This is a genomic window from Methylobacterium sp. J-070 (assembly GCF_022829385.1).
Lineage (GTDB): Bacteria > Pseudomonadota > Alphaproteobacteria > Rhizobiales > Beijerinckiaceae > Methylobacterium.
On sequence record NZ_JAKSXX010000219.1, the window covers coordinates 1 to 11,946 of the forward strand.

The 11,946-nt window shown below is 66.8% G+C and carries 15 protein-coding genes and 1 pseudogene; 8 read left to right on the top strand and 8 right to left on the bottom strand.

All coding sequences use genetic code 11. The features are described from left to right. The 6 genes from MKL01_RS23365 to MKL01_RS23390 form a co-directional block, all read right to left on the bottom strand. Positions 1–422, bottom strand: a 422-nt coding sequence (locus tag MKL01_RS23365) for a transporter substrate-binding domain-containing protein (protein ID WP_243907563.1), incomplete at its 3' end; no start/stop codon positions are given. Between the two features lie 136 nt (positions 423–558). Then, positions 559–720, bottom strand: a complete 162-nt coding sequence (locus MKL01_RS23370) for a hypothetical protein (RefSeq protein ID WP_243907564.1) — start codon at positions 718–720, stop codon at positions 559–561. Then, on the bottom strand, positions 717–968 hold the full coding sequence (locus MKL01_RS23375; RefSeq protein WP_243907565.1) for a hypothetical protein: 252 nt from the start codon (positions 966–968) through the stop codon (positions 717–719). The genes MKL01_RS23370 and MKL01_RS23375 overlap by 4 nt, the downstream gene beginning before the upstream one ends. Then, the gene (locus MKL01_RS23380) at positions 965–1,279 is read right to left on the bottom strand and encodes a hypothetical protein (RefSeq protein WP_243907566.1); all 315 of its coding nucleotides are present in this window, start codon (positions 1,277–1,279) and stop codon (positions 965–967) included. Before MKL01_RS23380 ends, MKL01_RS23375 begins: the two co-directional genes overlap by 4 nt. After that, positions 1,279–1,485 carry a hypothetical protein gene (locus MKL01_RS23385; RefSeq protein WP_243907567.1) on the bottom strand — a complete coding sequence of 69 codons (207 nt, stop codon included), beginning with the start codon at positions 1,483–1,485 and terminating at the stop codon, positions 1,279–1,281. The genes MKL01_RS23380 and MKL01_RS23385 overlap by 1 nt, the downstream gene beginning before the upstream one ends. Positions 1,486–1,543: 58 nt before the next feature. Continuing rightward, positions 1,544–1,954, bottom strand: a complete 411-nt coding sequence (locus MKL01_RS23390) for a hypothetical protein (RefSeq protein WP_243907568.1) — start codon at positions 1,952–1,954, stop codon at positions 1,544–1,546. Positions 1,955–2,123: 169 nt separating this feature from the next. Here MKL01_RS23390 and MKL01_RS23395 point away from each other — a divergent pair, with 169 nt between their 5' ends. Beyond that, positions 2,124–2,288, top strand: a complete 165-nt coding sequence (locus MKL01_RS23395; RefSeq protein WP_243907569.1) for a hypothetical protein — start codon at positions 2,124–2,126, stop codon at positions 2,286–2,288. A 53-nt stretch (positions 2,289–2,341) separates the two neighbouring features. Here the strand turns inward: MKL01_RS23395 and MKL01_RS23400 are convergent, their stop codons facing one another. Beyond that, positions 2,342–2,533: a calcium homeostasis modulator protein gene (locus MKL01_RS23400; protein WP_243907570.1), complete on the bottom strand. Its 192-nt coding sequence runs from the start codon at positions 2,531–2,533 to the stop codon at positions 2,342–2,344. 104 nt (positions 2,534–2,637) lie between these two features. On the opposite strand from MKL01_RS23400, the gene MKL01_RS23405 reads away from it, so the two are divergent. The 5 genes from MKL01_RS23405 (at position 2,638) to MKL01_RS23425 (ending at position 9,329) form a co-directional block, all read left to right on the top strand. Further along, a complete protein-coding gene (locus MKL01_RS23405) occupies positions 2,638–3,600 on the top strand; it encodes a LysR substrate-binding domain-containing protein (RefSeq protein WP_243907571.1) in 963 nt (320 codons plus the stop codon). Positions 3,601–3,669: 69 nt separating this feature from the next. Then, on the top strand, positions 3,670–4,887 hold the full coding sequence (locus tag MKL01_RS23410; RefSeq protein ID WP_243907572.1) for a CaiB/BaiF CoA transferase family protein: 1,218 nt from the start codon (positions 3,670–3,672) through the stop codon (positions 4,885–4,887). Positions 4,888–4,895: 8 nt separating this feature from the next. Beyond that, positions 4,896–5,804 (top strand): hydroxymethylglutaryl-CoA lyase, encoded by a 909-nt coding sequence (locus tag MKL01_RS23415; RefSeq protein WP_409566316.1) that lies wholly within the window; start codon positions 4,896–4,898, stop codon positions 5,802–5,804. A gap of 154 nt (positions 5,805–5,958) precedes the next feature. Continuing rightward, complete coding sequence (locus MKL01_RS23420; RefSeq protein ID WP_243907574.1) at positions 5,959–7,281, top strand: MFS transporter; 1,323 nt, start codon at positions 5,959–5,961, stop codon at positions 7,279–7,281. Positions 7,282–7,376: 95 nt separating this feature from the next. Continuing rightward, positions 7,377–9,329, top strand: coding sequence for an aconitate hydratase (locus tag MKL01_RS23425; RefSeq protein ID WP_409566317.1), 1,953 nt, complete (start codon positions 7,377–7,379; stop codon positions 9,327–9,329). A 126-nt stretch (positions 9,330–9,455) separates the two neighbouring features. On the opposite strand, the gene MKL01_RS23430 is transcribed toward MKL01_RS23425, so the two are convergent. After that, on the bottom strand, positions 9,456–10,013 hold the full coding sequence (locus MKL01_RS23430; protein ID WP_243907576.1) for a dihydrofolate reductase family protein: 558 nt from the start codon (positions 10,011–10,013) through the stop codon (positions 9,456–9,458). A gap of 281 nt (positions 10,014–10,294) precedes the next feature. On the opposite strand from MKL01_RS23430, the gene MKL01_RS23435 reads away from it, so the two are divergent. Together MKL01_RS23435 and MKL01_RS23440 are read left to right on the top strand one after the other, a co-directional pair. Further along, positions 10,295–10,966, top strand: a complete 672-nt coding sequence (locus tag MKL01_RS23435) for a carboxymuconolactone decarboxylase family protein (protein WP_243907577.1) — start codon at positions 10,295–10,297, stop codon at positions 10,964–10,966. Positions 10,967–11,725: 759 nt separating this feature from the next. Then, positions 11,726–11,946, top strand: a pseudogene (locus MKL01_RS23440) (IS6 family transposase); the annotation flags it as partial.

Sequence of the window (11,946 nt, forward strand, 5' to 3'; positions counted from 1 at the left end):
TCCACTCCTTCCACATCCGAGACGCCGGCTGCCTCCGTGACGAGGTAGGTGCTCACTAGATCGTGGTAGCCTGGACCGAAATCGACTGTCTGCCGACGCGCCCCGTCGATGGGCATGAAGGTGACATCGATCAAGCCGGCGTTGGTCGCCTCCGTGATCTCACCGGTATTCGGGAACACCGTGAAGGCCACCGGCACGCCGGCGGATTGAGCCAGATCCCGCGCGAGATCGACGGTGACATCCTGCGGGGTCCCGTCGGCGCCGCGCCTGACGAACAGCACGCGCGGGGTTGGAGCTTCGGCCACGCCGATGCGCAACGTTCCTGTCGGTGCCAGTTCGGTCCGGGCTGCAGCGTCCTGAGCGTGTCCGGACGTCGGCAGGGCGATCAGGAAAAGTGAACCGACAAGCTTTGCGACGCGCATCGAGAGGCATCCATCAAGTGGCATGCGATGTGGCTGAGATAAAGCCAGCTAGACGTTCTTGGATCCTATCCCTTCCGCTCCCGGAACCGGATCCCGGCCCCGCCGCCGTTCTCGGGGATGAATGAGAGGCCGGCGGTCATGACGAGGGCAGTGTTGCTACGGCGATGCCAGCCACGATGGCTGCCAAGGCGCAATCCTCGAACGCGTATTCCAAATCGGCCGCTTCGAGCAGACGTACTGCCGTAACGAGCACGACGGCCACACCGATCGCCACGAGCCGGCTCCAGATCTGACTCATCCAGCATTCTTGGCGTCAGGCTCTCGGATGCCGAGCCACTCCAGAGCGGCCGGTCGCGACTCGAAGGTGCGCCATTGAGATGTGAACGGCGCCGGCCTCTGGGCCGCCGGCATCTCGTCGAGCAGCTCAATCTGCCACATGTCGCTCAACCCGCTGCTGGAGATGAGCCGAACCAGGGCTGCCATTACGACGCCATCGCGCAGCACGTCGTAGCTGCCGGGCGCGAGTTGCTCGACGGTGTAAGTCACGGCTGATCCTTCATTCGCAAACCTGCGAAGAAGCCTGTCAGGCCCTGTAGATCGACGCCCTCCGGCGGGTCTACCGTGGGTTCTGGCTTCATCTCGCCCGCTTCGCCTGCCACCTCGTGTAGCACTTGTGCCAAGAGCGGCGGCAACTCCACACCGTGATCCCTGAGAAGGTTCGCGACCTTCGCCAGCGAAACATCCTGCCCCGCCGGCGCCGGCTGCCGCATGATCTTCGCGTCGAGCGCCCGGTATGCCAGCGCGGTGCAGAGGCGTAGGACCTTCGAGAGCTGCTCCGGGGAGGGACCGGTGGGCATCACACCAGACCCGCGAGCCCGCAGACTGCCAGGGCCGTGACGACGACTGTGTAGCCTGCCAGCGAGACGGTGCCGCCGATGCGTTCCCAGCGCTGCGTCATGGCTCGACCTTCCGGCGTGGTCGCACTGATGCTCGTCGATCTGGTGGCGAGGCGCTGACCTGTCGGCCCCTGCGCGGCGCCCAGCAGGTAGCTTGCGCTATCCATCCGAGCGTCGTCACGAAGGGCTCGGATGGATCCTGTCGCGTGACCGGAAAGTCCGGGCTCAGTCGTTCGGGATGCAGCGCCCCCAGGAGTTGCTGTAGTGGAAGCCGTAGTCGCAGCCGCTGCCGACGTAAACGACGCTGCGAGGGCCGTAGCCGTATCCGCCGTAGCCACCCCCGAAATGACGGCCGCCAAAGCCGCCACCCCCGAAGCCCCCGCCGCCGTGGTGTCCGCCGCCGAAGCCACCGCCGCCGAAGCCACCGCCGCCGTGGTGCCCATCACCGAACCCGCCGCCGCCAAAGTGGCCGCCTCCGAAACCGCCTCCGCCGAAATGACCGCCTCCGCCCCCGAAGTGGCCGCCCCCGCCGCCGAAGTGACCACCGAACGCCGACGCGTTGGTCGCCGCGAATGTGCCGAGCGGAGCCGCGATGGCGGCGGCAACGAGCACGGACTTGAATGTCTTGCTGATCATGACGCTCTCCAATCTATCGCCGGGCGGACTGTCCATTTCGGTGATCGAAGACTGGATTATTTGCTAGAATACTGATGTGCCGGAACGCACGCGCTAATGGAACGCTAAGCTTAGCCGTTTGCCAAGGGTTGCTGACTTCACGACCGGCCAATGCAGCCAATTCGTCTGCATGCGCGGGAACGATCAGGACGGCGCGGCCGAGACGCCCGAGACCGTGCTGCCGGAGGTGGCAGCCGAGGCCCCGCCCGAAGCGCAGATCCTGCCCTGGCGCGGACGGGGCAACGTCATCGCGGCAGCCGGCATGTTCCTCGTGGACCTGCTGAAGCGGGTGTGATGCCGAGGTCTGCTGAGGGTGGTTTTCAGCCTGTCCGCTTCCGGGTGGTGACCTCAGCCAAGCGGACGCAGCAGCAGTAACCCACTGACCGTTCTTTTGGTACGGAAATGGCGGCGCGGGAAAAGGCTGGTCGGACCGCAGATGAGGAAGGCAATTCCGACAATCGTTGCAGCGAGCCAAGCCAACGGTGCCACCATTGCCCGAGCGCTGCCGTCGTCCATTCCCCAAACGGAGTTGACGTTCACCAGAGGATATCCCGGGTTCGGTCCCGGGGGTGATGGCGACCCAATGAGGATCGAGCGAAGGATTCCCCGTCGGCCGATCCGGGCCACGAGAGGACACGCGCCGCATGTCGGAGGGATCGCCCGCTGCATTCGTCCTCAACCGCCTCGATCTTAAGACACTGCGCCTGTTTGCGGCGATCTGTGAGGAGGGCACGCTCAACGGCGCCGCACGGCGCGCCGCCATCGCGCCCTCCGCTGTCAGCAAGCGGCTCGCCGAACTGGAGCGCGCGCTCTGTTGCGAGCTACTCACCCGCGAGCCACGGGGCATGCGTCCGACGCCCGCTGGGGAAACGCTGCTGCACCACACCCGGCGGATGTTGGCGAGCGCCGAGCAGATCTCGCTCGAACTCGCCGAGCATGCGAACGGCCTGCGTGGCTTCGTCCGCGTGGTCGCGAACCTCTCCGCGATCGTGCAATTCCTGCCGGAGGACCTGGAGGCGTTCCTGGCGGTGCAGGACGGCATCGCGATTGATCTGGAGGAGCGGCCGAGCGGCGGCGTGGTGGCCGGGGTCGAGGAGGGGGCGGCCGATCTCGGCATCTGCGCCGGCAGCACCGATCCGCGCTCGCTGGTGGCCTGCCCCTATCGGTCCGACAGCCTTGTCCTCGTCGTACCCGCCGGCCATCCGCTGGCATCCCGGGATGCCGTCGCGTTCGCCGACACGCTCGAGTACGACCATGTCGGATTGCACCGGGAGAGTTCGATCTACGGGACGCTCCGGGACGAGGCCCGACGCGTCGGGAGGCCGCTCCGCCTGAGGGTCCACGTGCCGAGCTTCGACGCCATCTGCCGCATGGCGCAGGCTGGGATGGGGCTCGGCGTCGTGCCCAAGGGGGTGCATGCGCTCCTCGGCCCGCAGATGCACGTCGTGGCCGTGCCCCTCACCGATCCCTGGGCACGGCGCACGCTCAGCCTCGTCGTCAGGCCCGGCGCCAGATCGCCTGCGGCCGCCGTCCTCTTCGATCACTTGCGCCAAGCTGCCAGCGTCGTGGGCCGGGGATTGCGTTCTCTCCCGGAGAACGCATCGTGATGCAATACGTTTGGACAGGATAATACCTGCTCACTACGTTCCTCTGAAAATACATTGGAGGAAACAGTCATGCAGCAAGCCGCGCAAGGTTTGGGCAAGGGACCGCTTCACGGGATTAGGGTTCTCGAACTCGGTCAATTGATCGCCGCCCCGTTCGCCACCAAGATCCTCGCCGAGTTCGGCGCCGAAGTCATCAAGGTGGAGCCGCCCAAGGACGGCGACCCCCTTCGCAAATGGCGCAAGATGCACGACGGCACCTCGCTCTGGTGGTACCTGCAGTCGCGCAACAAGAAGTCGATCGCGGTGAACCTGAAGTCCCCGGACGGCCTCGCGCTCGTCAAGGACCTCGCGGAGTCCGCCGACGTGGTGGTCGAGAACTTCCGACCCGGCGGCCTGGAGAAACTGGGGCTTGGCTGGGACGTGCTCTCGGCCCTCAATCCCAAGCTCATCATGGTGCGCATCTCGGGCTACGGTCAGACGGGCCCCTACCGCGACAGGCCCGGCTTCGGCGCCATCGGCGAGTCGATGGGCGGCATCCGCTTCACCACCGGCAGCCCGGATGCCCCGCCCGCCCGCGTCGGCGTGAGCATCGGCGACACCCTGGCCTCGCTCCACGGCGTCATCGGCGCCCTGATGGCCCTCCTTCACGTCCGGAGCGGGGGCGGCCAGGGTCAGGTGGTGGACGTCTCCCTGGTCGAGAGCGTCTTCAACGTCATGGAGAGCCTCGTCCCGGAATACGACCTGCTCGGCGAGGTTAGGACCCGGACGGGCGGGGCGCTCCCGGGCATCACGCCCTCCAACACCTACCCCGCCAAGGACGGCGGCTTCGTCGTCATCGCCGGCAACTCGGACCCGATCTTCAAGCGCCTGATGGCCGTTATCGGCCGTCCCGACCTCGCGGAGGACCCGTCCCTGCGCGGCAACGACGGCCGCACAGCCGTGGCCGCGATGCTCGACGGGGTGATCGCCGACTGGACCCGGGAGCGCAGCGTCGAGGAGGCCCTAGAGGCCCTCGATGCGGCGGACGTGCCGGCGGGCCGGATCTATTCCGTGGCGGATATCGTGGCCGATCCGCACTACGCCGCCCGCGACATGATCCTGGAGGCCGAGCTTCCCGGTGGAACGCGGGTGAAGATGCCCGGCATCGTGCCCAAGCTCTCGGGCACCCCGGGCGCGGTGCACTGGCAGGGCCCGGCGCTGGGTGCCCACACCGATGCGGTCCTCGCCGATCTCGGCCGCGATGCCGGGACCATCGAACGTCTGCGCCGCGAGGGAGCCATCGGATGACTGGGAACATGCTGATTCAGGAAGTCGCCACACGCGACGGGTTTCAGATCGAGGCCCGCTACGTCCAGACGGCCGACAAGATCGCCCTGATCGACGCGCTCTCGGCGACTGGCTTCTCGCGCATCGAGGTGTCGTCCTTCGTGTCGCCGAAGGCCGTGCCGGCCCTCCGCGACGCCGCCGAGGTGTTCGCGGGGATCGCTCGGCGGCCCGGCACGGTCTACGTGGCTCTGGTACCCAACACGAAGGGCGCCGAGCGGGCCCTGGCGGCGAAGGTCGACGAGATCAACCTCGTCGCCTCCGTGAGCGAAACCCACAATCGCGCCAACATGGGCATGACCCCGGCTGCCTCGATCGAGGGGTTCGGTCGGATCATGGAGACGGTGCGGGGGACGGGCGTCTCCACCAACGCCACGGTGGCGACCGCCTTCGGCTGTCCCTTCGAAGGCGATCAGCCGGTCGACAAGGTCATGCACCAAGTCGAGGCGTATCTCGCCCTCGACATCAAGGGCGTGACGCTCGCCGACACCACCGGCATGGCCAACCCCGCCCAGGTCGAGCGGCTTGTGACCCGCGCGCTGGCCATCGTGCCAGCCGATCGGCTGACCCTGCACTTCCACAATACCCGTGGCCTCGGACTGGCCAACGTGCTCGCCGCCTACAGTGCGGGCGCGCGTCGGTTCGATGCCGCCCTCGGGGGATTGGGCGGCTGTCCCTTCGCCCCCGGCGCCACCGGCAACATCTGCACGGAGGACCTCGTGAGCATGGCCCATGAAATGGGCATCGCCACTGGCGTCGACCTCGATGCGCTCATCGGCCTGTCGCGCGACCTGCCGCGCCTCGTCGGCCACGACGTGCCGGGACAGGTGGCCAAGGCAGGCCGGCCCTGCGACCTCCATCCGGTGCCGCAAGCGGCCTGATACCCCAGTCGAACGGACGCGCCCCCCGACCGGCGCGTCCCCCTTTCCCCAGCCCCGGACGGAAGCCCCCACAAGAAGGGGCTCCGCCCGACCCTCTCGCTCGTCCGCAGAGCATCGGGCGAGCCTTCGGGAACCATTCCAACAGGAGGAAACAATGACCGCCGTCGCCATAAACCCGCTGTCGGGCGAAGATGCCGCGACCGAAGCCAGCGTCGTCCGCAAGGCCGCATGGCGGCTGATGCCGCTGATCATGGTCTGCTACATGTTCGCGTTCTTCGACCGGATCAACATCAGCTTCGCCAAGTTCCAGCTGCAGAGCGACCTCGGCTTCAGCAACGTCGCCTACGGCCTCGGGGCGAGCATGTTCGTCGTCGGCTACGTGATCTTCGAGGTGCCCTCGAACCTGCTACTCTACAAGATCGGCGCGCGCCGCTGCATCTGCCGGATCATGATCTCCTGGGGGATCGCCACCGCGCTGATGGTCTTCATCAAGCACGATTGGCAGTTCTACGGCCTACGCTTCATCATCGGCGCCATGGAGGCGGGCTTCGCCCCCGGCATCCTGTACTACCTGACCCTGTGGTTCCCTGCCTCGTTCCGCGGTCGCGTGACCTCGTTCATGTTCGTGGCCTCGGCCTTCTCCGGCATCTTCGGCGCGCCGGTCGCGGGGCTCATCCTTGGCGGGCTCAACGGTGTGGCCGGGCTCGCGGGGTGGCAGTGGCTGTTCCTGGCCGGTGGCCTGCCCTGCATCCTGCTCGGCGCGATCGTCTTCCTGCGCCTCGACGACCGGATCGAAGACGCCCGCTGGCTGAGCCGGGCCGAAAAGGACCTGCTGTCCTCGAAGATCGCCCACCACAACAAGGATATCGGCGACCATTCGCTGCTCAGTGCCATCAAGCAGCCCGGCTTCCTGCTCATCGCCCTGGTCTACTTCCTGCTCCAGGTCGGCTCCTACGGGCTGAACTTCTGGGGACCGGACCTGATCAAGACCGCCACCGGCGGCACCGCAGCCTCGGTCGGCTTCCTCACGTCCGTCCCCTACGTCTGCGGCGCCATCAGCATGATCGTGATCGGTCGCCTGTCCGACGCCTCCGGCGAGCGGCCGAAGTTCGTGGCGGGGCTCGCCATCGCGGCGGCGGTCGGCTTCTTCGCCGCCGGCCTGTTCGACAAGCAAATCGTGCCGCTGATGATCGCCCTGGCGCTCGTCGGCGCCGGCATCGTCGCGTCGATCCCGACCTTCTGGACGCTCCCGGCCAAGCTCGTGACCGGCGTCGGCGCTGCCGGCGGCATCGCCCTCATCAACACACTGGGCCAGTTCGGCGGCATCGTCAGCCCGGTAGCGGTCGGGTGGGTCAAGGACCTGACTGGCTCCACGACGCCCGCTCTCTACGGAATTGGCACCCTCTGCCTCGTCGCGGCCGCACTCCTGCTCTTCGCAGCGCCGGCGAGCCTGCGGCGGAGCGACCGCGAAGCCTGATCCGGTGGACGGTGACGCCCCATCACGACCGACGCCCACCCCGTGGCGGGCGTCGGTTTAACCACCCTGCACCGAACGTCGACCGGGAGAGCCCCGTGGCCATGAACCTGACCCAAAAACTCGTCCGGTCCCACCTCGCGGAAGGTGATCTCACCCCGGGAGGCGACATCGCCCTCACCATCGACCAGACCTTGCTCCAGGACGTCCTCGGCGGGCTCGTCATGCTCGAACTGGAGGCGATGGGCGTCGAGCGCGTGAAGGTCGGCTTGGCCGCGCAGTACATCGACCACAACCTCGTCCAGAACGACAATCTCAACGCCGACGAACACATGTTCCTGCGCTCGGCCTGCCGCCGCTTCGGCGTCTGGTACTCGCGCCCGGGCAACGGCATCAGCCACCCCGTCCACATGCAGAGCTTCGGCAAGCCGGGGCTGACCATGGTCGGCTCCGACAGCCACACCCCAGCCGCCGGCTCGCTCGGCATGCTCGCCTTCGGTGCGGGCGGCGTCGAGGTGGCCCTGGCCATGGCCGGCCAGCCCCTGACCCTGCGCATGCCGCGCATCTGGGGCGTACGTCTGACGGGCCGCTTGCCGGACTGGGTCAGCGCGAAGGACGTGATTCTGACCATGCTCGCGCGTCACGGCGTCGAGGGTGGTTTCGGCCGGATCATCGAGTATCACGGCCCCGGCCTCGACGGGCTGACCGCCATGGACCGGCACGTCATCGCCAACATGGGCGCAGAGATGGGCGCGACCACGAGCGTCTTCCCGTCGGACCATGCCACGAAGGCGTTCCTCGATGGCGTCGGCCGGGGCGACGACTGGGTGCCGCTCGCCGCCGACGACGGCTGCGCCTACGACGACCACGAGGAGATCGACCTCTCGACCCTCGTGCCGATGATCGCCAAGCCGTCGAGCCCCGGCAACGTCGTGCCGGTCTCGGAGGTCGCGGGCGCCGAGATCTACCAGAGCTACATCGGCTCCTCGGCCAATCCGGGTTTTCGCGACTTCGCCGTCGCGGCGGCCATCGTGAAGGGCAAGCAGACCCATGACCGGGTGTCGTTCGACATCAACCCATCAACCCGGGTGGTGCTGGAGACCCTGATCCGGGACGGACACCTGTCCGACCTCATCCATGCCGGCGCGCGGGTGCATCAGGCGGGATGCAACGGCTGCATCGGCATGGGCCAAGCCCCGGCTTCCGGCCGGAACTCCCTTCGGACCGTACCGCGCAACTTCCCCGGCCGCTCCGGTACGCGCGAGGACAGCGTGTTCCTGTGCAGCCCGGAGACCGCCGCCGCCTCCGCCCTGACCGGCGTCATCACCGATCCGCGCACCCTCGGCATCCCCTATCCACGGATCGGGACGCCGGAGATGGTGCGGGGCAACGCGACGATGCTGCTGGCGCCCCTGCCGGAGGCGGAGTCGCGAGAGGTCGCCCTTGAAAAGTCCGCGAACATCACGACGCTGCCCGAACTCGGCAAGCTCGGAGCCTCGATCCGGGTGCCCGTGCTGCTGAAGACCGGCGACGACATCTCGACCGACGACATCATGCCGGCGGGCGCGCGGGTGATGCCCTACTGGTCGAACATCCCCAAGACGTCGGAATTCACCTTCGAACCCATCGACGATACCTACCCGGAGCGTACGAAGCAGGGCGGGCGGGAACGTGCCGGGCACGCCATCGTCGGCGGCAGCAATTACGGACAGGGATCGAGCCGGGAGAATGCCGCGCTGGCGCCGCGCTACCTCGGATTGGAAACGGTGCTGGCGAAGAGCTTCGCCAGGATCCACTGGCAGAACCTCATCAATTTCGGCGTGCTCCCGCTCACCTTCGTCGATCCCGCCGACTACGACCGGCTCGAACTCGGCGATGTCATCGAGATCGAGGATGTGTCGGGCGCGCTCTTCCGGGGGAACGAGGTCCCCGCCACCCTCCGCGGCGGCAAGGACCAGATACGGTTGCGCCACGACCTCTCCCCGCGGCAGATCGAGATCCTCCTGGAGGGCGGTATTATCAACTGGGTTCGCGCACGGATCGAGGCATGATGTGCGGATCAACCCAGTCGTGCCGCGTTTCACGTCCGCTTTCAGGCATCGGATCATCGAATAGGAATGACTGGGTCGGGTCGGAACCTGATGCCCCCGAGTTGGGCGCGTTGAGGCTGCTGTGGACTAGCGTTCGCGTCGATAGTGCATAGCGACTGCGCCGCTGCGGAGCGGCGTGGTCGAGATCAGTTCGAGTCGTCGCGTGCTGAGGAGCCCGCCCTGGTAGAGGGTAGGGCCGTGGCCGGCGATCCTGGGATGGATGAGGAGGTGATAGTCATCGATCAGATCCAGCCGATCAAGCTCGGTCGCAAGCGTGCCGCTTCCGAGAAGCACGCCATCCGCGGTCGCGTCCTTGAGCCTCTGTATGCTCGTGCGCAGGTCACCGACAACGTGGTGGCTGTTAGTCCATGGGAAGGCCGTTCGCGTTGACGACACTACATACTTCGGCTTGGCCTCCAGCTTCACCGCCCACGCGCGTATCGCCGGTGGTGCTTCCACGTCGCTGCGAGCGACCGCCGGCCAGTAGCTCTCCATCATCTCGTAGGTGACGCGACCCCAAAGCATCGCCCCGTTCCCGTCCAAGAGGCGGGTGAAGAAGGCGTGCGTCTCGTCGTCAGCAATGCCTTCCTGGTGGTCGATACAGCCGTCCAGGGTAAGATTGATGCTGAAGGTCAGTAGTCCCATTCGCCGAGCCTAAGCCAGCCGGTCGAACAGTGGTAGGGCTTTTGCGCGAAGTCGATGTTCAACGTCGGTCGGAAGCGGCCGGCAATGAGCTATTGCGGCTGGCTCGCTGCTAGCTCGCGGCTCACGAGGCGATCGCCGCCTCGCTGATGGTCGAGGAGCCGGAGGCCGGCCCGCAGGAACGGTCGATGTCTTCGACTTATTTCAGCTGGCCCTATAGCTTCCGGCGACCGTCTCAGGCGGCCCCGTCGCCGCAAGAAGTGGCGGGGTACCAGGAGGAAGCCATGAAGACCTCGCTCCATGCCCTTTCCCTCGCCGCGATGCTCGGCACCGGCTGGCTCCTCGCGAGCCTTAGTCAGAATGCTGGCCACAGCGTCAGTACCGCCGTCGCGCGCGAGCCGCGTTTCCCGCAGTTGCGTTTCGAAGACCTGAACGCGCAGCAGCGCCCGCTCGCCGAGAAGATCATGAAGGTCTCAAGCGTCGGGATCGGTGGTCCCTACAACCTGATGCTGCGCAGCCCGGTGTTCGCCGAGCGCGCGCACGAGGTGTACGACTACCTGCGCTGGCACTCCTCGCTGCCGGCGCGCCTGTCCGAGTTCGCGATCCTGATCCAGGGCCGGCTTTGGCGCTCACAGGTCGAGTGGTTCGCCCACTACCCGCTCGCGATCAAGGCGGGGCTCTCAGAGGCGGTCGCGGCAGACCTGAAGGCGAACCGGCGCCCGGGTGGCATGAAGCCCGACGAGGAGGCTGTCTACGACTTCTGCATGGATCTCTCGACGAAGCACGCCGTCTCCGACGAGGTGTTCGACCGTCTCAGGACGCAGCTGAACGACCAGCAGGTCATCGACCTCATTGGCATCAGCGGCAACTACGTCACGACCGCGATGCTGCTCGCCGCGGCAGAACAATCTGTGCCGCCAGGCAAACAGCCGCCTTTTAGCCCAGGAGAGCCCTGAGTCGGAAGCTTGCTGGTCGATTAAGCGAGGCGCTCAGCGTGACGAGCCTGCAGGCTCCACGTTGACTTAACCGTGCCGCCCGGCCGACATGGACCGTTCCGGCTGCACCCGCCTTGGCGAGTCGTGGCCGCCATTCAGGAGACCAGCGCCGCGAGATAGACCCTGAAAAGCCAACAGCCCCTTCCCGGCAAGGAAGAGGCTGCTGAAAATTCCGAGGGCCTGTGAGGGCCGAGTCGCTTCCCCTCACAAGCCATAGCTCCCCACCGGGAGTCAAGACGGGACCTGTTTCCGTCAACGGGAAAGGCTTGCTTGGACCCTAGCCGCGGCCCGTAAGGGACCGAGATCGATGACCTATGCTGATGAGATCCGCCGACAGGCGGAGGCGGCTCCGCGCGCCGCGCTGCCGGCTGTCACGGCTGCGTTGTGGAAGGTCTACGGAGAAGGAGGGGTCACGGAGGTCGAGGCCGAGGCACTGTCCGGCCTGATTGACAGTCGCCGCTTATCTGAAGCTGGACAGAAATCCGGACAGAGCCCGAACCCAGCGGCAACAGCCGCCGCCGGTTTGACACCTTCACCGCAGGATCGCGCAGGAAGGTCCAGGAGGCCCGGCGTCGGCTCGCGGCCACGCACGGACGCCTCGATGGAGCGTCGCCGCCGCTGGGCCGCCTCTGGCGGGTCTGTCGCAAACGCGAATGCGCTGAGGTTCACGGCTCGTTAGTCATAGCCGCCGAGCCTGCCGCTCCGATCCGGAGCCGCCCCATGATCCTCAACGTCCTCGCGCTCAAGCTGAAGCGAGAAGCCACAGGCGACTTCCGGGGCCGGCACTTCGAGGCCAGCCTCATCGTGCAGGCGGTGTCGTGGTATCTGCGCTACGCGCTGAGCTATCGCGACATCGAGGAGATGCTCCTCGACAGGGGCCTGGAGGTCGACCACTCCACGACAAAGCGCTGCGTGCTGGCCTACCGCCCTGTCAACGAGCC

Bases quoted from the DNA above. Each gene is read 5' to 3' on its own strand.
- MKL01_RS23370 (WP_243907564.1), bottom strand. From the start codon at position 720: ATGAGTCAGATCTGGAGCCGGCTCGTGGCGATCGGTGTGGCCGTCGTG.
- MKL01_RS23395 (WP_243907569.1), top strand. From the start codon at position 2,124: ATGCGCGGGAACGATCAGGACGGCGCGGCCGAGACGCCCGAGACCGTG.
- MKL01_RS23430 (WP_243907576.1), bottom strand. From the start codon at position 10,013: ATGGGACTACTGACCTTCAGCATCAATCTTACCCTGGACGGCTGTATC.
- MKL01_RS23405 (WP_243907571.1), top strand. From the start codon at position 2,638: ATGTCGGAGGGATCGCCCGCTGCATTCGTCCTCAACCGCCTCGATCTT.
- MKL01_RS23435 (WP_243907577.1), top strand. From the start codon at position 10,295: ATGAAGACCTCGCTCCATGCCCTTTCCCTCGCCGCGATGCTCGGCACC.
- MKL01_RS23390 (WP_243907568.1), bottom strand. From the start codon at position 1,954: ATGATCAGCAAGACATTCAAGTCCGTGCTCGTTGCCGCCGCCATCGCG.
- MKL01_RS23410 (WP_243907572.1), top strand. From the start codon at position 3,670: ATGCAGCAAGCCGCGCAAGGTTTGGGCAAGGGACCGCTTCACGGGATT.
- MKL01_RS23420 (WP_243907574.1), top strand. From the start codon at position 5,959: ATGACCGCCGTCGCCATAAACCCGCTGTCGGGCGAAGATGCCGCGACC.
- MKL01_RS23385 (WP_243907567.1), bottom strand. From the start codon at position 1,485: ATGGATAGCGCAAGCTACCTGCTGGGCGCCGCGCAGGGGCCGACAGGT.
- MKL01_RS23415 (WP_409566316.1), top strand. From the start codon at position 4,896: ATGCTGATTCAGGAAGTCGCCACACGCGACGGGTTTCAGATCGAGGCC.
- MKL01_RS23380 (WP_243907566.1), bottom strand. From the start codon at position 1,279: ATGCCCACCGGTCCCTCCCCGGAGCAGCTCTCGAAGGTCCTACGCCTC.